Here is a 17,839-nt window from a genome sequence, read left to right as displayed (position 1 = left end):
TCGAGACGACAGGATTTGAACCTGCGACCGCAGGACTACTTCCGGCGGCGCACGGCGGTGGTGAGGAGGGTGCCGGCAGTGAGGGCGAGGGCGGCGGCCAGGACCGTGTACCCGATGAGGGGGCCGTTGCCGGTGTCGGCCAGCGAGTCCGGGCCCGGTTTCGGGCTCGGGCTCGGTTTCGGGCTCGGGCTCGGGCTCGGGCTCGGTTTCGGGCTCGGGCCCGCGCTGGGGGGGACTCTCCCGTGGGTGGAGCAGCCGGGGTCGGTGGAGCCGGCGGCGCAGTTGGAGACGGTGGGGCCCACGATGGTGTTGTCGAGCCGGTGGTTGCCGGTGTCGGGGTTGTTGACGGTGACCGAGTAGGTGATCGTCACGGTTCCGCCCGCGGACACGTCGCCGGTCCAGGTGAGTACCGGGGCCGCGTAGGTGGCGGTGCCGGAGGTCGCGGTGGCGTCGTTGTTCCAGGTGGCGTCGTCAAGCACCTTCGTCAGGTCGTCGGTCAGCGTGGCCCCTGAGTAGGTATTTCCGTTGGGGTTCGTGACCTTGAAGGTGTAGGTGACCCGCTGGCCGGGGTCGGCCTTCGAGACATCGGCGGTCTTCGCCACGACCAGGCTTCGGACGGTGAGGTCGCTGGTGCAGCCGGCCTCGGTGCCCGTGCGGCAGTTCGAGTGGCGGTCGCCGGTGACGTGGTTGTCCAGCTTTCCGTCCCCGGTGTCCGTGGAGTTCACCGTCACCGCGTAGGTGATCGTCGCGCTGTGCCCGGGTTGCAGCGTCCCCGACCAGGACAGCTTCGGGGCCGCATAGGTGACGGTGCCGGAGGTGGCGTGGGCGTCGTCTTGATAGGCCGCGTCGTCGAGCACGCTGCTGAGGTCGTCGACCGCTGTGGCATCCACCGGCACCGTGCCGGTGTTCTGCACGACCACCGTGTAGGTGGCCTTGGTGCCCGGCGCGATGCTGCTGCCCCGGGCCGGGTCCGCGGTCTTGGTGATCTTGTACTGGGGGATGGCGAAGACCACGCTGGCGCAGGCCGGCGGCAGGACCCCGATCAGGTCCGAGGTGTTGGCGGCGCAGTTCTGGTAGGTCCCGGCCGTGCCGGAGGTCACGTCCACGCTCAGGGTGCAGGACGTCTGGCCGGCGTCGAGGTCGCCCGCCAAGCCGACCGAACCGCCCCCGGCGGTCGCGGTGACCTTGCCGTTTGTGCAGCTGGTGGCGGATTTCGACGGGTCGGCCACGGTCAGGCCCGGCGGCAGGTGGTCGGTGAACGACCAGCCCTGCTTCGTGAGCAGGTCCGAGGTGTTGGTCACGGTGAACGTCAGCGTTGAGGTCGCGCCCACCGCCACCGGCGACGGCGAGAATGCCTTCTCCACCTGGGGAGTCACATCGAGCACCTGGATGTCGTCGAACGCCCCGTCGTTGCCGCTCGACGTCGTCTCGGCGTTGCGCATGATCACGCCGACCGAGTTCCCCGGAAAGATCTTCGGCTTGTCGGCGGCCTTGTGCACCACGAAGACGGGACTCTGGATCCCCGGGTACTCCTTCCGGTCGGCGTCGGTGCAGGGGTTGATCGGATCGACGGTCACCGGGTACTCGGTGACACCGTTGACCAGGTCGAACTCCAGCTTGGGGCCGGCGAGGTCACAGTTTCCGGCGCCGGAGGTCACCGCTGCCGTGAGGAACCGGTTGGCGGAGCCCAGGGGGATCGGACTGACGGTCTGGAACTCCACAGCGCCCACCGGGACGAAAAGGTTCTTGGTGAACCCGGCCACGGCGTGGTTGGTGTCGGGGACCGGGCGCCCCTGGTAGGACCCGATCCCCGCGGTGATGTCACGCAGCTCGGTCCAGAAGAACGAGTTCTCGCACTCCCTCAGTCCCGGCGCGAAGGTCTCCGAGTCCGCCTTGTTCAGCACCCATCCGTTGCAGTCCTGGAGCCAGGCGGGGTCGGCGGTGTACTTCATGCCCGACGTGCCCTGGTAGGAGGTCAGCAGCACCGGTTCCGAGCCTGCGGCGACGTTCTCGAAGTCCTCGGCGTACACCGTGACCGGTGCCGACGGAACGTCGGCCCTGCGTGCAGCCCGCGAGCCTCCGGCCTTTCCGGCGGCGGCGGTGGTCACGGCAGACTTCGCCCTCGGTCCACGGTCGTTCGGCTTGAGCGCGGAAGCGGAGGGCACCACGCCCGCAGAGGCGACTGCGACGCCGAGTGCCAGCGCTACCGCTGACGCCCATCTGGGGATTCCGTATCGACGCCTGCTCGACGCTTTTTGGCGCATAACCTGCATTACCTCCGCATACCGGACAATAGGCGAAAGCTCTCATGTGTCCGTAATTAGGCGTGCGCGAACACGCTCGCTATTCCCGGAGCCGCCTGATTGCCCCATGCTCGGCACGCTGGACCCCACTCGAACGGCGGCCGGATGCTGCGCGAGCCTGCCGAGCTCGCCCTTCTTATGATCTTGGTGTTCGGTTAGCCGTTGGTCGCGTCGTCTCATCGGAGCTCGACTGCCGCAGTTGATCGAGCCGGTCGGCTCCCTGCCTTCCCCTCGCCTGGAAGAATTGCTCCACGGCCGAACGACTGGCGAAGCGGTCCCTGTACTACAGGGGAGTTTCGAGAGCTCGTTGTCGTCGCTGCCGGCAGTGGATGCGTTTTGCGATGGTTTGGTGGGTTCTGCGCCAAGCGACTGGGCGGCGATCACGGCGGGGTGCTGGTGGACGTGCCGTACGGTCTGGTGGAGCAGTCGGCGGATCTCCTCAGCCGTGTAGTCGATCAGGCGTTCAACGGGGGGTGCGGGGTCAGCGGCAGCCAGGCTATGGCCTCGAACACGCTCAGCACGGGATGCTGTGCCGCTCGAAAATGCGATTCAGTGGTGCGCGCTGCGGCGATGCCGTTCCATCAGGCGGCGTGGTGGTACTCGTTGATCAAGCCCCCCAGGACGGACCGTCGCCGGATCCCGTGGGTCTGGAGGTCGGTCACGGTGACCGGGGCGGGTGATTCGGGCCTGTCCGGGGGCAGTTGCTGCCGGGATTGGTGGGGGCGGTGCCGGTTGTAGTGCCGGATGTACTGGGTCATTACTGCCACGGCGTGGGCCTCGTTGTAGATCAGGATCCGGTCGAGTACCTCGCGGCGGAGGGTACCCACGACTCTCTCGCAGATCGCGTTGGCCCTCGGCGCCCGGGGCGGACTGAGCAGGATCTCCACGTCGTCGGCCTTGAAGACGGCGTCGAAGGTGCGGGTGTACTTCGTATCCCGATCCCGAAGCAGGAAGCGCAGCGAGTCCATGCGGCACCCCAACGTCATGGTGAGGTTCCTGGCCTGCTGGGCGGTCCACTGGGCGGTGGGGTGGGCGGTGACGCCGGCGAGGTGGGCGCGGCGGGTGCCGTGCTCGATGAAGACCAAGGCGTACAGGCGCTGGAGCGAGATGGTGTCGAGGTGCAGGAAGTCAGCGGCGAGGATGCCGTGGGCCTGGGCCTTCAGGAACTGGCGCCAGGTCGGGCCGGAGCGCTGCGGGGCCGGGTCAATGCCGGCGTCCTGCAGGATCTGCCAGACCGTGGACGGGGCGATCGGGTGGCCCAGGCGCGCGAGTTCGCCCTGGATCCGGCGGTGGCCCCAGCTGCTGTTCTCTTGGGCCAACCGCAGGATCAATTGCCTGATGGTGGGCGCCGTGCGGGGTCGGCCCGGACGGCGACGAGAGGTGAACGTCCACTTCCCGGCGACGAGTTGGCGGTGCCAGGCCAGCAACGTGGTCGGGGTGACCGCGAAGACCTGGCGCCAGCGCTCCCGCGGGACCAGCCCGGACAGGACCGCCAGCCAGATCCGGTCGGCGGGCTCGTAGCGGACCCGGGCGATCTGACGGCGCAGCACCGCGTTCTCGTGGCGCAATGCCAGCACTTCCGCGTCCTTGGCCATGTGGCTGCGCAGCACCGCAGCAGGCACCGTGATCAGATTCCGGACCAGCGCGGTGACAACCGACATCGACATCCGCAGATCGTCCCAGAGCAGTCGAGCCCGCTTCGCCGGGATCAGCAAACGTGCAGGCCACAGCCGCGAATCGTATTTTCGAGCGGGACAGGCCCCACGTAGACCGCTATCGCTCCATGCCCACGTCCGGCCCCGGCGCTTGGGTCACGCGTCCGTTGGCCCGCCTGATGGGCTGCCAATTCCCCTCAACCGCGCAGTATCTCCTGCAGCAGCCGGCGCCTAACGCCCAACCGCCCCCGCAATACCCCATCGTCGCCGCAGGTCGCCGAACCGCTCCCACCCGCGTTCAACCTCTCGATGCATCCCGCAATGGCCGACCCTGAAAACCGGCATACCGCCCAGACGAAATCAGAACTGGGGTCAAGGATTCGCATGGCCCCATAACTCGGATTCCAGCCATGGGGTCGTCGCTCCCGACCCCACTCCCACTGGGAGCGAGTGCGACCTGCCGGAAGAGCGGAAGCCCTTAACCAGAAAGCCACCCGGACGGGTGGGACCCTCGGTCACAAAACGGGCACGGATGTGAACGTCCGTGCAGGGAAACGAATATGGGTGCAGCGGGGTGAGTGGGAGTGAATCGGTATGGGGGCGGTGGGAGCGTGCTCCCAGTCCGTCCGCTCCCAGTGGGAGCGTGGGAGCAACAGGAAAAGGGCCGTTCGAAAACGGCCCTTCAGCTGCGACGTTCGATAGTTCGAACTAGTCGGGACGACAGGATTTGAACCTGCGACCCCTTGACCCCCAGTCAAGTGCGCTACCAAGCTGCGCCACGTCCCGGTGCCTGTCTGACCTGGGGTTTCCCCTGGCCTGACCTGCATGAGAACCATACATCAATCGAGGCGTGCGACGGACTTCGCGGGGGACACGCGACAATCGGTGGATGAACGACGAGCGCGACAGGGACGAAGAGGGGCGGGCGCGCAGCGCGCGTCCCCGGGACGGGCTCGGGCGGCCGTTGCCGTACGGGGCGGCCGGTGTCGAGCGGCAGCCCGAAGGGGGCGTGCGCGGGCCCGGCGAGACGGTGCGTGAGGCTCAGCGGTTGTTGGACGCCGGGATGCCGTTCCATGCGCACGAGGTGTTCGAGGACGCCTGGAAGTCGGGGCCCGAGGTGGAACGCGACCTGTGGCGTGGGCTGGCGCAGCTCGCCGTCGGGCTCACGCATGCCGCTCGGGGCAATTCCTCGGGCGGGGCGCGACTCCTGCGGAGAGGTGCGGCGTGGATCGACGGGTACGAGGATCGTCTGCCGTACGGGATCGGACTCGAAGAGCTCTCCGTGTGGGCACGGGAGCTCTCCGCGCGCCTCGACGCGCCGGACGGCGTGCGAGTCGATGCCGCGCAGGAGGCTCCTCGGCTGCTGGGCGGGTAATCTGCGGGCAGTACAGGGAGGGGGCCAGCTGGTGCTCAACTCACTGACATCTGGCGGGACTTCGGGACTTCCCGGGTTACGTGCTGCCTAGTTCGCGCATCTCGACGCCGAGCGGCACGTCTATCTCGATCACACGGGTGCCGGCATTGCACCGCGGTCCCTACTGCTGGGGCACACCGAGCGCCTGACCCGTGGCTGCTACGGCAATCCACACTCGGAGAATCCCTCGTCCCGCGCCTCCGGCGAGCTGGTCGCGCGGGCGCGTGCCGCCGTGCTGCAGCACTTCCGCGCCGATCCCGCCGAGTACGCGGTGATCTTCGCCCCCAATGCCACCGGGGCCATGAAGCTGGTCGGCGAGTCCTATCCCTTCGGGCGTGGCAGCCGGCTCGTGCTCCCGATCGACAACCACAACTCGGTGAACGGGCTGCGCGAGTACGCCCGGACGCGGCATGCGCGGACCGTGTACGTGCCGCTCGCCGGGCCCGATCTCCGCGTCGACGAAGCGGCTCTGCGCGGTGCACTTCCGCGCGGCGGCCGGGGTCTGTTCGCCTATCCGGCGCAGAGCAACTTCACCGGAGTGCAGCATCCGCTGGGGTGGATCGGCGCCGCACAGTCACGCGGGTACGACGTGCTGCTGGACGCTGCGGCATTCGTACCGGCCCATCCGCTCGATCTGAGCCGGGTGCACCCGGACTTCACCGCCGTCAGCTGGTACAAGGTCTTCGGGTATCCGACAGGGATCGGAACCCTGATCGCCCGGCGCGAGGCCCTCGCCCGGCTGCGGCGGCCGTGGTTCGCCGGTGGGACCATCCAGGCAGCCAGTGCACAGGTCGCGTGGCATGTCATGGCCGGCGGCGAGGCCGCATTCGAGGACGGCACCGTCAATTTCCTCTCGATCCCGGATGTGACCGCCGGGCTGGAGTGGATCGGCTCTGTTGGCATCGAGGCCGTTCGCGGCCATGTCACTTCGCTCACCGGGCAACTCCTTGCGGGGCCGGGCGCGTTGCGGCATTCGGGCGGGCAGCCGATGGTGCGGCTGTACGGGCCGAGGACCACGCAGGGGCGCGGGGCCACCGTCGCCCTCAATCTGCTGCGGCCCGACGGCGGGATCATCGACGAGCGAATCGTGACGCGCGACAGCGGGCGGCGCGGGATTTCGCTGCGTACGGGCTGCTTCTCAATCCCGGGGCCGGCGAGGCCGCGTTCGCCCTGACGGGGCGGCGGATGCGCGCTGCCATACGGCGCGGGCCCCGGTCGATCGACGGCTATCTGGAACAGCTGGGGTTGCCTACGGCAGGGGCGATCCGGGTGTCCCTGGGCGTCTCGTCCAACGCTGCCGACGTCGCCGCTTTCCTTGCCTCCGCCGACGAGACCTACCGCGACAGGAACCCGGATCCTGCCGGACTCAGTCCCCGGACCGGCTGCTGAGGAGGATGACTTCGAGGGTGCGGGGGCCGTGGACGCCTTCGACGCGGTCGAGTTCGATGTCGCTGGTGGCGGAGGGGCCTGAGATCCAGGTGAGGGGGCGGGTGGGGTCGAGGCGGGGCATGGCCTGGGGGAGGGAGGCGACGATCTGGTCGGGGGCGCGGACGATGCAGATGTGGTGGTCGGGGATGAGGGTGATGCGGCGTCTTCCTTGGTCGGGGCTTGCGTCCAGGACGAGGGTGCCGGTCTCGGCGATCGCCAGCGCGCAGCCCGTCACCACACTGTCGACCGTATCCAGGTCGTGGGGGGTGTGCGTTGAACTGTCCTCGATTTGTTGGGCGTTGGATGCCTGCAGCCAGTGTTCCGGGAGCCCGGGCGGGACCAACACCGACTGTGTTCCGTGGGCGGACAGGAGTTGGTTGAGGAGGTCCGGGAGGGTGTCTTCGTAGGTGTGGTGGACGATCGCCCGGTAGTCGGTGAGGTTCTCCGCCAACAGGTTCACGAGGGTTTGCGGGTCGTTGGGGGTGTGGCTGGGCAGGTAGTCGCGGGCCGGTTCGGGCACCTCCGGTGCCTGGGCTACCGCTTCACGGATGCGGGTGAGGATGGTCTCGCGGGTGTTCATGTGCGGTTCTTCTTCCACCAGTCGCGGAACGGTTGCTCGGGCAGGGCGGGCAGGTCACGGCTGTCCGTCCACGCGGAGGCACCCGGAACGGTTTTGGGGTGCAGGGCCCGGGTCTTGGAGGCAATGCGTTCGCCCGCGGTGAGGGCGGCGGGGTGGTTGAGGATCCACCCGGCTGCTTTCATTGCGGTCTTCTCCAGGCGGTGGCCCTTGCCGCCCTTCTCCGCGACCTGTTCCCGCAAGTGGACCAGGACCTCGGGAATGTCGATCGCGACCGGGCACACCTCGTAACACGCCCCGCACAACGACGACGCATACGGCAGGGAGGCATCGATGTCGCTCTGGGTGCCGCGCAGTTGAGGGGAGAGGATCGCGCCGATCGGGCCCGGATAGACCGAGCCGTAGGCGTGTCCGCCGGCCCGCTCGTAGACCGGGCACACATTCAGACACGCCGAGCAGCGGATGCACCGCAATGCCTGGCGCCCCACCTCGTCCGCCAGCGTCGCCGTGCGCCCGTTGTCCAGGAGCACCAGGTGGAAGGCCTTGGGGCCGTCGGAGTCGGTGGTGCCGGTCCAGGTGCTGGTGTAGGGGTTCATCCGCTCGGCTGTGGAGGAGCGGGGCAGGGTCTGCAGGAACACCTCCAGATCCCGCCAGCTGGGGATGACCTTCTCGATCCCCACCACCGAGATCAGGGTCTCCGGCAGGGTCAGGCACATCCGTCCGTTGCCCTCCGATTCCAGGACCACCAGCGTCCCGGTCTCGGCGACCATGAAGTTCGCCCCCGAGATGCCGACCTTCGCGCGCAGGAACTTCTCCCGCAGATGCAACCGCGCCGCCTCCGCCAACGCAGCGGGGCTGTCGGTGAGATCGTCGGGGGCCGGGCGCCCCCACTCGCCCATCGTGGTCGCGAAGATGTCGCGGATCTCGCCCCGGTTGCGGTGGATCGCGGGCACCAGGATGTGCGAAGGGCGGTCCTCGCCCAGTTGCACGATCAGCTCCGCCAGATCCGTCTCGTAGGCGGCGATCCCGGCAGCTTCCAGGGCTTCGTTGAGGCCGATCTCCTGGGTCGCCATCGACTTGACCTTCACCACCTCCCGCTCCCCGGTCTCCACCACCAGCTCGGTGACGATCCGATTCGCCTCCTCCGCATCCGCCGCCCAATGCACCACCCCACCCGCCGCGGTGACCTTCTCCTCCAGCTCCACCAGCAGCGTGTCCAGATGCCGCAGGGTGCGGTCCTTGATCTGCTTCCCGGCCTCCCGCAACAACGCCCAGTCCGCGAGCTCCGCCACCGCCACCGCCCGCTTCGCGCGGATCGTGTGCGTGGCATGGCGCAGATTCGCCCGCAGCGTCGGGTTGTTCACCGCCTCACGCGCCGCCACCGGAAACGACGGCATCCCCAGATACGTCCCACTCATCCCAGCGGCTCCTCTTCCGTACTCGCCAAAATCTCCGCCAGATGCAGTGCGCGCTGGGGTGCACCCTGGCGGTGCAGCAGGCCATCGAGGTGCATCAGGCAGGAGTTGTCCGCTCCGCACAGCACTTCGGCTCCCGTCGAAGCCGCGTTGCGCACTTTGTCCTCGCCCATCGCCGCCGAAACATCGGAGTTCTTCATCGCGAAGGTCCCTCCGAAACCGCAGCACTCCTCCGCCCCCGGCAGATCCCTCAGCTCCAGCCCCTTGACCGCTTCGAGCAGTTTGCGCGGCCGCTCCCCCAGGCCCAGCATCCGCAGCCCGTGGCAGGAGGGGTGGTAGGTGACGGTGTGCGGGAAGTACGCACCGACGTCCGTCACCCCCAGCACGTCCACCAGGAACTCCGTCAGCTCGTACATCCGTGGCACCAGCGTGTCCGCGACCTGCTGAAGCTGCGGGTCAGAGCCCTTGTGGGCGATCCGCGGGTAGTTGTCGCGCACCATGGCCGCGCATGACCCCGAGGGCGTCACCACGTGGTCGTAACCCTCGAAGACGCGGCCCATGCGCCGCACCAGCGGTTCGGTCTCCCGCCGGTAGCCGGTGTTGAACTGGGGCTGTCCGCAACAGGTCTGGCCGGGTGGGAAGTCCACCTCCACGCCGAGCCGTTCCAGGAGTTTGACGACGGCGATGCCCGTGGACGGGTACACCGCGTCATTGACGCAGGTGACGAAGAGTGCGACACGCATAGGTCGGAGGATATGCCGATGGCAGCGGCCTCCGTAAGAGGTCAGATGACCATGGTGCAGACTCGGTGCGGTGAGAAAGATCTATGTCATCGGCATCGGGGCGGGCGACCCCGACCATCTGACCATCCAGGCGGTCAAGGCACTGAACCGCACGGATGTCTTCTTCCTGCTCGACAAGGGGGAGGAGAAGTCCGATCTGATCCGGTTGCGCCACGACATCCTGGAACAACACATCCAGGACCGTGAGTACCGTCTCGTCGAGGCCCGCGACCCGGACCGCGACCGCAAGGCCGGTGGTACGGGGTACTCCCCCGCCGTCGACGACTGGCGGCGTGCCCGTGCCGACATCTACGAGCGGATGATCACCGATGAGCTCGGCGACGCGGAGTGCGGCGCCTTCCTCGTCTGGGGCGATCCCGCGCTGTACGACTCCACGCTCGGCATCCTCGAGGAGATCCTGGAGCGCGGTGGCGTCGCCTTCGACTACGAGGTGATTCCCGGGATCAGCAGCGTCTCCGCTCTCGTCGCCAAGCACCGCACCGGCCTCAACCGGGTCGCCCGCCCCGTCCAGATCACCACCGGCCGGCGGCTGGCGGAGGGCTGGCCCGAGGGGGTGGACGACGTGGTCGTCATGCTCGACGCCCATCAGTCCTTCCGGCACCACATCGAGCAGGACCCGGTCATCTACTGGGGCGCCTATGTGGGGACCGCGGACGAGATCCTGGTCTCCGGGCGGCTGTCGGAGGTCGCCGAGCGGATCGAGGAGGTGCGGGCCGAGGCGCGGGCCCGCAAGGGGTGGATCATGGACACGTATCTGCTGCGCCGGGACTGAGATGGCGCAGTACCTCTGACACGTCCTGCGCTACCAACACCCCTTGAGGCGCGGGCGGGCGGCGTACGACCACGACGGGCAGGCCGAGTTGACGGGCCGCCGTGAGCTTGGCGGAGGTCGCCGGGCCGCCGCTGTCCTTGGTGACCAGGACATCGACAGTGCGGGCAAGGAGCAGGTCCCGCTCCCCCTCTACCGTGTACGGGCCTCGGTCCAGCAGGATCTCGGAGTCGCGCGGCAGCGGCGGGTCCGGGGGCTCCACCGACCGTACGAGGAAGTGGAGTTGGTCCAGCTCCGCGAAGGCGGCCAGGCCCAGGCGGCCCGTGGTGAGGAAGATCCGGCGGCCCAGCGCGGGCAGGAGCGACGCCGCGTCCGCGAGGTCCGCCGCCGGGTGCCAGCGGTCGCCGGGGGTCGCCTCCCAGCCAGCGCGGCGCAGGGCGATCAGCGGAATGCCCGTGGAGCGTGCCGCCGTGGCCGCGTTGGCGCTGATGATGGTGGCGAAGGGGTGCGTGGCATCCACCAGGGCGTCCGCCCCGTGCTCGTACAGCCAGGCCGCGAGGCCTTCTGCGCCGCCGAAGCCGCCGATCCGCACCTCGCCCGCGGGGAGTCGGGGCTGTGCGACCCGGCCGGCGAGTGAGGTGGTCACGCGCAGGCCGGGGCGGCGGTCGAGCTCGGCTGCCAGCTGCCGGGCCTCCGCCGTTCCGCCGAGGATCAGGACGTGCATGGGGCGAGGTTACGTCCAGGTGAGGTGCAGGGCTGTCGGCGCCCGGTGGATCAGCGTCGGGCGGAACTCCGCGGGGGGCTCGTCCGCGAGCCGCAGGCCGGGCAGGCGGCGGGTGAACAGGCCTACGGTGATGCGGAGTTGCTCGCGGGCGAGCTGTGCGCCGGGGCAGCCGTGGACGCCGTGACCGAAGGCGAGGTGGCGGGAGCCGCGGCGCGTGATGTCGAACACGTCGGGACGGTCGTAGCGCAGGGCGTCGCGGTTGGCGGAACCGTACGCGACGAACACGGATGTGCCGGGCGGCAGCTCGGTGCCGGCGAGGGTGACCGCGCGCGTGGTGATGCGGCGGAAGCCCTGCAGGGCCGTGTCGTAGCGCGCCGCCTCCTCGACTGCTTGCGGGATCAACTCCGGCTCTGCGCAGAGGCGTTCCCACTGCTCGCGGTGGGAGAGCAGATGCAGGAGGGTCGTTCCGGTGAGGGCGGTGGTGGTGAGGTGGCCCGCCAGGAGGAAGTTCTGCAGGTGCGCGACCATCGCGTGGCGCTCTTCGAGGGTGAGGTCGCCGGATCCGGGGGCGAGGGCTTCGAGCAGGCCGGAGGCGAGGTCGTCGCGGGGGTGGGCGCGGCGGTCGCGGAGGTGGCCGTCGAGGAGTTGCTGCATGGCGACGACGTCGCGGGCGGCGGCGATCTGCTCGTCGGGGTCGAGCGGGCGGAAGAGGAGCTCCTCCGCCCGGAGTCCGCCGTGCACGGCCACGGGGACGTCTGCGGGGTCGAGGCCGATCAGTCGGCCGATGACCCGGCCCGGGAGCTTTGTCGCGTATGTCCTCATTAGCTCGACGGTCGCGCCGTCCTGTTGGATCAGTTCGTCGATGAGGAGTTCTGCCTGTTCCGTCGCGTACGGGACGATCCCGGCGACCCTCGCGGGCGAGAGACCCTGGACGACGGGAGCCCGTAATCGCTGGTGCGCGCTCCCGTCGGAGGTGACGACGACCGGCCGGCCGCCGAAGCCCTTGCCGAACTCCGCCAGTGCGGCGGGTGTGGGGAGCACGTCGGGCCGCAGTGCGTTGGCCGAGGAGAACTCGTCCTGTCTGCGCAGCACTTCCCGTACGTCGGCGTCCCTGGCGATCAGCCAGGCGTCGAGTTCGGGCACGAAGACCAGGCCTTCGGTGGTGCGGGCGCGTGCGTAGAGCGGGTAGGGGTCGCGCATCAGCGCGTCGAGCCTGTCGTGCTCATGCCTCTCCACCAAACCATCGTGGCACGGCTGTCAATGTGCCCGGTCTCATGTGTTTTTCACGCAGCGCGTCTACCGTGACGCCGTGACCCAGACAAGCCCGCCCGGCTGGCACGCAGACCCCGGGCACACAGGTGCAGGACCCCTCCAGGAGCGCTGGTGGGACGGCGAGCAGTGGACCGACGCGCTCCGCCCGATGGAACTCTCCCCCTCCCAGCTGACCCGCCGGCGGGTGCGCGCGGGAATCGCCGTCGTCGCGGGAGTCGCGGTGGTCGCCGCCATCGCAGGCGGTGTCTTCCTGCTGACGAAGGACTCCGGGAACGACAACACCGCGTCGGACAGGGCGGGCTCCGCGCCCTCGACCGCCCCGACGCAACCCGGCGGCCCCGGCGGACAAGAGGGGCAGGGCGGACAGGGCGGTTCGAGCGGCGGTGACAACCAGGCACCCGAGCAGCAGCAGCCTCAGACCGAGGACGGTTACGCCACCGACCTCGCCAGCGGGATCAGCATCCCGGTGCCCGACGGGTGGACGGGCGAGTCCGGCCAGGTCGGCGCCGGAGTGTCCACGGGGACGTACAAGTGCCCCGGGGACACCACCGCGAAGTGCTCGCGCGGCGGGGTCTTCTCGGCCCCGGCGCTCGCCTGGAAGATCCAGGCCACCACGGCCAAGGCGGCCGCGGAGAAGGACATCTCCCCCAACGCCACGGCTTCGTACGGCGGGAAGAGCTACGGCGCGATCACCTCGCACCAGCAGCTCAAGTCCGAGGCCGTCACGGTCGCCGGACAGCAGGGCTATCTGGTCCGCTGGAAGGTGGTGACGAAGACCGGCGAGGACGGGTACGTCCAGTCGCTGGCCTTCCCCTCCCCCGGCAACTCGGGAACGCTCGTCGTCGTACGTTCCGGATTCGACGTCAGCAGCAAGGCGCCCTCGCTGTCCGTCATGGACACCATCACCAAGGGCATCAAGGCCGCGTCCGTGGACGGATCCGGTTCGGGCGAGACGACCTGAGTCAGGGCAGTACGAGCCAGTCGGCGGCCACCGCAGCGACCAGCCCGGCACCGAGCAGCCAGCTCGCGAGCCGGGTGCGGCCGCTGCGGCTGAGCTCGATCACGAATCCGCAGAGGATCAGGGCGAGTCCGTAGTCGGCGACGACCAGCAGCGAGGCACGGCTGGCGAGGCGCACCCACAGCACCACGGCCATCGCGACCATCAGCACGGACGCCACGGCGATCCGCACCCGCCGCGCCTGACGCGGTGTCAGCCCCTGACGCTCGGGCTCCGCCTCTGCCTCTGCCTTGAATTCGGGCTCGGGCTCGACCTCGGGCTCAACCTCGTTCTCCGGCTCCCGGTCGGATATGGCTGCGTCCACGGCCTGGCTCTGGTCAGATGCGCTCATGGGGCGGAATCGTACCGGCGTTCCAGTGATCGCTCAGCCCCGTCCCCGGTTTGCGTACGTCCCTGTCGACTCGGGCGGCCGCGAGGTTGCCGAGGACGGCAGAAACGGTCTCGTCCGGCGTCTGCTCCGTGGAGTCGAGCCAGAGTCCGATGCGGGGAGTCTCGGCGCGCAGGTCGCGATCGAGCGATTCCACCGTCCACGCGCCGTACCCGTTCTTCTGGCGGCCCGACTCCCTGGTGTGCACCGCGGCGGCGGACGGGGCCAGGACGACGACGTACAGCGGGCGGGTGCGCAGCCGGGCGACGTACGAGGAGAGGTCGGGCCCCAGGATGATGTCCTGCACGATCGCGGTCCAGCCGTGCGACGCGTACTCGTCCGCGACCAGTGCGGACATGCGGTAGCGCAGGTCCAACTGGGCGCGGGCTTCTGCCGTTTGCTCGGGCAGCAGCTGCTCCTGGCCGGAGACCATCATCCTGCGGAAGGCGTCGCCGCGGACATGGGCGGCTCGGGGCAGCCGTCTGGCGAGCAGGTCGGCCACGGTCGACTTTCCTGCCGCCATCACCCCCGTGACCAGGACGACCGCGGAATCCAGTTCCTTCATCACCTTGTCCTCTCGCTCACGGCGGCGCCGCGAAACGGCATGCGCTGGACGGCGCGGCTGACGATCGCCGTTTCGACCTGGGTGATCCCCAGACCGATCAGGTCGCGGGAGAGGAAACCGTACAGGGCGGCCAAGTCGGGGAAGTACGCGGCCGCGTGGAGGTTCGAGGGGCCCGAGGTCGCGAAAGCGCCGTGGACCGAGGGGTGGTCGGCCATGGCCTGCCCGGCAGTGGCCAGGTGGTCCGGGGCCACGTGCAGCATGAGTTTGGCCTCGATGGGGAGGCCGAGGCGGTGCGGGTCGACCAGGACCTGGGTGATCAGACGGCTCTGGGCGGCCAGTTGGGCGATGCGGCGTCGCACGGTGGTCTCCGCGTGTCCGGTGCTCGCGGCCAGGGCGGCGGCGGGCAGGCGCGCGTCGGGGGTGAGGGCGTCGATGAGCGACTGTTCCAGGGGATCGGTGTCGATGCCGTACGGGCCCGGGGAGCCAGGCGCTCCGGCAGAAGGGTCCGGCGGGCTCAGGGCCTCGCGTTCCGGTGCGGTCAGTACGTCGTGTCGCCACTCGGAGGTCAGCCGGAAGACGTGCAGGACGGTGGCGCTCTCCAGCGATGTGACCGCCTGCGTGGACGGCAGTTGACGGAAGACCAGCGGGTCGCGCGAACCCGGCTCGGTGCGGGCGACCGCGAAGATCTCGTCTCCTGCAGTGGAGACGTCGATGAACGGGATGTCCTCGCGCGCCGCGAGTGCGGCCACGATCGTGTCGAGCTTCCCCCGCAGGACGCGGATGCGCAGGAACAGGGCCCCGGCGGAGCCCCCGTTGCGCGGGCGGGCGACCGGTGAGATCACCACGCGCACGGTCCCGTCGGCGCCGAGCGCGTGCAGACGGCGGCGCACGGTGGCGGCGCTGAGGCCCAGGATCCGGGCCGCCCTCTCCGCGGTGACGCGGCCGTCGCACTGCAGCGCGGCGACCAGCCGCTGGTCCTGGAGGCTCAGTACGGAATCCGCCGATGCGCGTGCCATGGGCGCAAGTTTCGCCCATTTCGGGGCCGCGCGATGCCTGTTCCGGTGGACGCGCGCCAAGGATGGAAGTCGTCCGCCCGTCCCGTCCCTGACGTTCGTCAGCGGACCCGAGGCACGAAAGGAGCAGCCATGATCCTCGACCCGCGCATCTGGTTCCCCACCCTGGTCGGGTGACCGCCACCGCATCCGGCAACGGGGGCTTGCGGGACGCCACGAGCCCCCCTCACCGCCCCGCACGCTCGACTACGGAGGCCCTCGTGCCCGTCATCAAGGAACGCGAAAAAGTACGCTTCGCCAGCGGAGACACCTCGTGCGTCGCCTGGCACTATCCGGGGTCCAACGGCGGCTGCGTGATCATGGCCGGCGGGACCTCGGTGACGAAGGAACCGGCCTCGGACCTCTTCGCCGCACGCTTCAACGCCGCCGGCTTCGCCGTCCTGGCCTTCGACCACCGGCGGTTCGGGGAGAGCGGCGGCACACCGCGCCAGGTCGTGCGCTTCGGTGAGCAACTCGCGGACTGGCAGGCCGCGATCGGCTTCGCGGCCGGTCTGCCCGACGTCGACCCGGACTCCCTCTCCGTCTGGGGCTTCTCGCTGGCGGGCGGCCACGTCTTCCCCGTCGCCGCCGGGAATCCGCGGCTGGCCTGCGCGATCGCGCAGACGCCGCTCGTCGACGGCCGCGCGGTCGCTCCGCACGCGCTGCGCGCCATGACGCCCGCTGCCCTGTTGCGGCTCTTCGGCCGGGGCGTCGCGGACGCGCTCGGGAGTCTCGTCGGACGGCCGCCGTTGCTGGTCCCGACCTCCGGAGCACGCGGCGACGTCGCCTCGCTCACCACGCCCGACGCCATGGACGCCCAGCGGGCCCTGGATCCCGGACACCGCTTTCCGGGCTGGGACCAGACGGTCGCCGCGCGGATCGTGCTCAAGCTCGGCGGCTACCGGCCCGGCCGCCATGCGTCGCGGATCCGGTGCCCGCTGCTGGTGGTCGTGTGCGACCAGGATCAGAGCGTGCTCCCCGGCCCCGCCGTGCAGGCGGCGCACAACGCACCGGATGCCGAGGTGCTCCACCTGACGGGACGTCACTACGCGCCCTTCCTCGAGTCGCACGAAGAGGCCGTCGCGGCGGAGATCTCCTTCCTGGAGAAACATCTCGCGCACCGGTGAGCAGACACCTTGTGGGAGCGCTCCCAACTCCCGCAAGGTGTACGGCATGACCACGTCCCCCTTCATCAGGCCCTACCGCCCCGACGACCGCCCCGAGCTGTACGACATCTGTGTGCGCACGGGCCACGAGGGCGGCGACGCCCGCCCCCTGTACGACGACCACGACCTGCTGCCCAGCCTCTTCGCGGCGCCCTACGCCGAGTTGGAGCCCGGCCTCGCCTTCGTCGCCGACGACGGCGGGGGCCGGGCCGTCGGGTACATCGTCGGGACCGCCGACACCGCCGCCTTCGTCGAGCGCTTCCGTACGCAGTGGCTGCCCCCGCTCGCCGGACGCTATCCCGACCCCGCCAGCCCCCTCCTGACCCCAGACGACCAGATGGCCGCCCTGCTGCACCGGCCGGAGCACATGCTGGTCCCCGCGCTCGACGGCCACCCCGCCCATCTCCACATCGACCTCCTCCCCGGCCACCAACGCAGGGGCCTGGGGCGGGCGTTGATGACCAGGTTCCTCGCCGCACTCGCCGCGCAGGGCGTGCCCGCGGTCCACCTCGGGATGGTCACGGCCAACACCAAGGCACGTGCCTTCTACGACCGGGTCGGCTTCCGCGTAATCCCGGTGCCCGATGCGGGTGAGCTGACCTATCTTGGCCGCACCACAGGAGGTGTCGTGTGAAGGTGCTCACCGTCAATGTCGGCAGGCCCCGGCCCAATCCCTGGAAGGGAATCTCCGCCACAGGAATCGACAAACAGCCCGTCGAAGGGCCCGTCGCCGTCACGGCCCCCGGCCCGAAGGGCGACGGCGCGGTCGGGCTCGCCGGGGACCGGGTCTACGACGTCAAGCACCACGGCGGCACCGACCAGGCCGTCTATGCGTACGCACGGGAGGATCTCGACGGCTGGGAGGCCGAGCTCGGCCGGGAGCTGCCGAACGGGTCCTTCGGGGAGAACCTCACCACCCTCGGCATGGACCTCAACTCCGCGCTGATCGGCGAGCGTTGGCGCATCGGAAGCGATGTCGTGCTGGAGGTGGCGGTCCCCCGGATTCCGTGTGTGACCTTCCAGGGGTGGCTGGAGCAGGAGGGCTGGCTGAAGCGGTTCACGCAGGCTGCCGTTCCCGGGCCGTATCTGCGGGTGATCGAGCCCGGTGAGATCAGCGCCGGTGATCCGGTCGAGATCGTCCACCGGCCCGACCACGACGTGACCGTTGCCCTCACCTTCCGCGCGTTCACCCTCGAACCGGAGCTGCTGCCCAGGCTGCTCGTCGCGGACGCGCTGCCCGAGGAGGACAGGGAGATGGTCCGTCGCCGTACCGCGGACCGATCTCAGGGCTGACCCTGATGACCTGCGGTC

At 69.7% G+C, this 17,839-nt stretch carries 18 protein-coding genes and 1 tRNA gene; 8 read left to right on the top strand and 11 right to left on the bottom strand.

The window, feature by feature from the left end; all coding sequences use genetic code 11:
- Window positions 1–35: 35 nt before the first annotated feature.
- From OG707_RS36890 to OG707_RS36880, 3 genes are all read right to left on the bottom strand, one after another.
- Complete coding sequence (locus tag OG707_RS36890; protein ID WP_329126237.1) at window positions 36–2,108, bottom strand: DUF7927 domain-containing protein; 2,073 nt, start codon at window positions 2,106–2,108, stop codon at window positions 36–38.
- A 776-nt stretch (window positions 2,109–2,884) separates the two neighbouring features.
- The gene (locus OG707_RS36885) at window positions 2,885–3,970 is read right to left on the bottom strand and encodes an integrase core domain-containing protein (protein WP_329126236.1); all 1,086 of its coding nucleotides are present in this window, start codon (window positions 3,968–3,970) and stop codon (window positions 2,885–2,887) included.
- A gap of 700 nt (window positions 3,971–4,670) precedes the next feature.
- Window positions 4,671–4,744 (bottom strand) — tRNA-Pro (locus OG707_RS36880).
- A gap of 103 nt (window positions 4,745–4,847) precedes the next feature.
- On the opposite strand from OG707_RS36880, the gene OG707_RS36875 reads away from it, so the two are divergent.
- The 3 genes from OG707_RS36875 (at window position 4,848) to OG707_RS36865 (ending at window position 6,761) form a co-directional block, all read left to right on the top strand.
- On the top strand, window positions 4,848–5,333 hold the full coding sequence (locus OG707_RS36875) for a DUF309 domain-containing protein (RefSeq protein ID WP_329126235.1): 486 nt from the start codon (window positions 4,848–4,850) through the stop codon (window positions 5,331–5,333).
- A 145-nt stretch (window positions 5,334–5,478) separates the two neighbouring features.
- A complete protein-coding gene (locus OG707_RS36870; protein WP_329128177.1) occupies window positions 5,479–6,546 on the top strand; it encodes an aminotransferase class V-fold PLP-dependent enzyme in 1,068 nt (355 codons plus the stop codon).
- 11 nt (window positions 6,547–6,557) lie between these two features.
- On the top strand, window positions 6,558–6,761 hold the full coding sequence (locus tag OG707_RS36865; RefSeq protein ID WP_329126234.1) for a hypothetical protein: 204 nt from the start codon (window positions 6,558–6,560) through the stop codon (window positions 6,759–6,761).
- On the opposite strand, the gene OG707_RS36860 is transcribed toward OG707_RS36865, so the two are convergent.
- From OG707_RS36860 to OG707_RS36850, 3 genes are read right to left on the bottom strand one after another with little or no spacing between them, the layout of a single operon-like run.
- A complete protein-coding gene (locus OG707_RS36860; protein WP_329126233.1) occupies window positions 6,739–7,380 on the bottom strand; it encodes a LutC/YkgG family protein in 642 nt (213 codons plus the stop codon). The two genes, OG707_RS36865 and OG707_RS36860, sit on opposite strands and share 23 nt — an antisense overlap.
- On the bottom strand, window positions 7,377–8,795 hold the full coding sequence (locus OG707_RS36855; protein WP_329126232.1) for a LutB/LldF family L-lactate oxidation iron-sulfur protein: 1,419 nt from the start codon (window positions 8,793–8,795) through the stop codon (window positions 7,377–7,379). Before OG707_RS36855 ends, OG707_RS36860 begins: the two co-directional genes overlap by 4 nt.
- Window positions 8,792–9,535, bottom strand: coding sequence for a (Fe-S)-binding protein (locus OG707_RS36850; RefSeq protein WP_329126231.1), 744 nt, complete (start codon window positions 9,533–9,535; stop codon window positions 8,792–8,794). The genes OG707_RS36855 and OG707_RS36850 overlap by 4 nt, the downstream gene beginning before the upstream one ends.
- A 70-nt stretch (window positions 9,536–9,605) precedes the next feature.
- On the opposite strand from OG707_RS36850, the gene cobF reads away from it, so the two are divergent.
- Entirely contained in the window at window positions 9,606–10,367 is a 762-nt protein-coding gene (gene cobF, locus OG707_RS36845; RefSeq protein WP_329126230.1) for a precorrin-6A synthase (deacetylating), read from the top strand.
- On the opposite strand, the gene OG707_RS36840 is transcribed toward cobF, so the two are convergent.
- Window positions 10,336–11,088 (bottom strand): cobalt-precorrin-6A reductase, encoded by a 753-nt coding sequence (locus OG707_RS36840; protein ID WP_329126229.1) that lies wholly within the window; start codon window positions 11,086–11,088, stop codon window positions 10,336–10,338. The genes cobF and OG707_RS36840 overlap by 32 nt on opposite strands.
- A 9-nt stretch (window positions 11,089–11,097) precedes the next feature.
- Window positions 11,098–12,324, bottom strand: coding sequence for a cytochrome P450 (locus OG707_RS36835; protein ID WP_329126228.1), 1,227 nt, complete (start codon window positions 12,322–12,324; stop codon window positions 11,098–11,100).
- Window positions 12,325–12,397: 73 nt separating this feature from the next.
- Between OG707_RS36835 and OG707_RS36830 the strand changes: the two genes are divergently transcribed.
- Window positions 12,398–13,321, top strand: coding sequence for a DUF2510 domain-containing protein (locus OG707_RS36830; protein WP_329126227.1), 924 nt, complete (start codon window positions 12,398–12,400; stop codon window positions 13,319–13,321).
- A gap of 1 nt (window position 13,322) precedes the next feature.
- On the opposite strand, the gene OG707_RS36825 is transcribed toward OG707_RS36830, so the two are convergent.
- The 3 genes from OG707_RS36825 to OG707_RS36815 are packed head-to-tail and all read right to left on the bottom strand — an operon-like array spanning window position 13,323 to window position 15,326.
- The gene (locus tag OG707_RS36825) at window positions 13,323–13,709 is read right to left on the bottom strand and encodes a hypothetical protein (protein ID WP_329126226.1); all 387 of its coding nucleotides are present in this window, start codon (window positions 13,707–13,709) and stop codon (window positions 13,323–13,325) included.
- Entirely contained in the window at window positions 13,696–14,310 is a 615-nt protein-coding gene (locus OG707_RS36820) for an AAA family ATPase (protein WP_329126225.1), read from the bottom strand. The genes OG707_RS36825 and OG707_RS36820 overlap by 14 nt, the downstream gene beginning before the upstream one ends.
- Window positions 14,310–15,326, bottom strand: coding sequence for an Lrp/AsnC family transcriptional regulator (locus OG707_RS36815; RefSeq protein WP_329126224.1), 1,017 nt, complete (start codon window positions 15,324–15,326; stop codon window positions 14,310–14,312). Before OG707_RS36815 ends, OG707_RS36820 begins: the two co-directional genes overlap by 1 nt.
- 257 nt (window positions 15,327–15,583) lie before the next feature.
- Here OG707_RS36815 and OG707_RS36810 point away from each other — a divergent pair, with 257 nt between their 5' ends.
- The 3 genes from OG707_RS36810 to OG707_RS36800 are packed head-to-tail and all read left to right on the top strand — an operon-like array spanning window position 15,584 to window position 17,821.
- Window positions 15,584–16,489: an alpha/beta hydrolase gene (locus OG707_RS36810; RefSeq protein ID WP_329126223.1), complete on the top strand. Its 906-nt coding sequence runs from the start codon at window positions 15,584–15,586 to the stop codon at window positions 16,487–16,489.
- 46 nt (window positions 16,490–16,535) lie between these two features.
- Window positions 16,536–17,162 carry a GNAT family N-acetyltransferase gene (locus OG707_RS36805; RefSeq protein ID WP_329126222.1) on the top strand — a complete coding sequence of 209 codons (627 nt, stop codon included), beginning with the start codon at window positions 16,536–16,538 and terminating at the stop codon, window positions 17,160–17,162.
- The gene (locus OG707_RS36800; protein WP_329126221.1) at window positions 17,159–17,821 is read left to right on the top strand and encodes an MOSC domain-containing protein; all 663 of its coding nucleotides are present in this window, start codon (window positions 17,159–17,161) and stop codon (window positions 17,819–17,821) included. Before OG707_RS36805 ends, OG707_RS36800 begins: the two co-directional genes overlap by 4 nt.
- Window positions 17,822–17,839 lie beyond the last annotated feature (18 nt).

Source organism: Streptomyces sp. NBC_01465 (genome assembly GCF_036227325.1).
In the GTDB taxonomy this organism is placed as follows: domain Bacteria; phylum Actinomycetota; class Actinomycetes; order Streptomycetales; family Streptomycetaceae; genus Streptomyces.
Note: the sequence above shows the minus strand (reverse complement) of the source record. Positions and strands in the feature narration are given on the sequence as shown.

Bases quoted from the DNA above. Each gene is read 5' to 3' on its own strand.
- OG707_RS36885 (WP_329126236.1), bottom strand. From the start codon at position 3,970: ATGTCGATGTCGGTTGTCACCGCGCTGGTCCGGAATCTGATCACGGTG.
- OG707_RS36875 (WP_329126235.1), top strand. From the start codon at position 4,848: ATGAACGACGAGCGCGACAGGGACGAAGAGGGGCGGGCGCGCAGCGCG.
- OG707_RS36865 (WP_329126234.1), top strand. From the start codon at position 6,558: ATGCGCGCTGCCATACGGCGCGGGCCCCGGTCGATCGACGGCTATCTG.
- OG707_RS36860 (WP_329126233.1), bottom strand. From the start codon at position 7,380: ATGAACACCCGCGAGACCATCCTCACCCGCATCCGTGAAGCGGTAGCC.
- OG707_RS36855 (WP_329126232.1), bottom strand. From the start codon at position 8,795: ATGAGTGGGACGTATCTGGGGATGCCGTCGTTTCCGGTGGCGGCGCGT.
- OG707_RS36850 (WP_329126231.1), bottom strand. From the start codon at position 9,535: ATGCGTGTCGCACTCTTCGTCACCTGCGTCAATGACGCGGTGTACCCG.
- OG707_RS36840 (WP_329126229.1), bottom strand. From the start codon at position 11,088: ATGCACGTCCTGATCCTCGGCGGAACGGCGGAGGCCCGGCAGCTGGCA.
- OG707_RS36825 (WP_329126226.1), bottom strand. From the start codon at position 13,709: ATGAGCGCATCTGACCAGAGCCAGGCCGTGGACGCAGCCATATCCGAC.
- OG707_RS36820 (WP_329126225.1), bottom strand. From the start codon at position 14,310: ATGAAGGAACTGGATTCCGCGGTCGTCCTGGTCACGGGGGTGATGGCG.
- OG707_RS36815 (WP_329126224.1), bottom strand. From the start codon at position 15,326: ATGGCACGCGCATCGGCGGATTCCGTACTGAGCCTCCAGGACCAGCGG.
- OG707_RS36805 (WP_329126222.1), top strand. From the start codon at position 16,536: ATGACCACGTCCCCCTTCATCAGGCCCTACCGCCCCGACGACCGCCCC.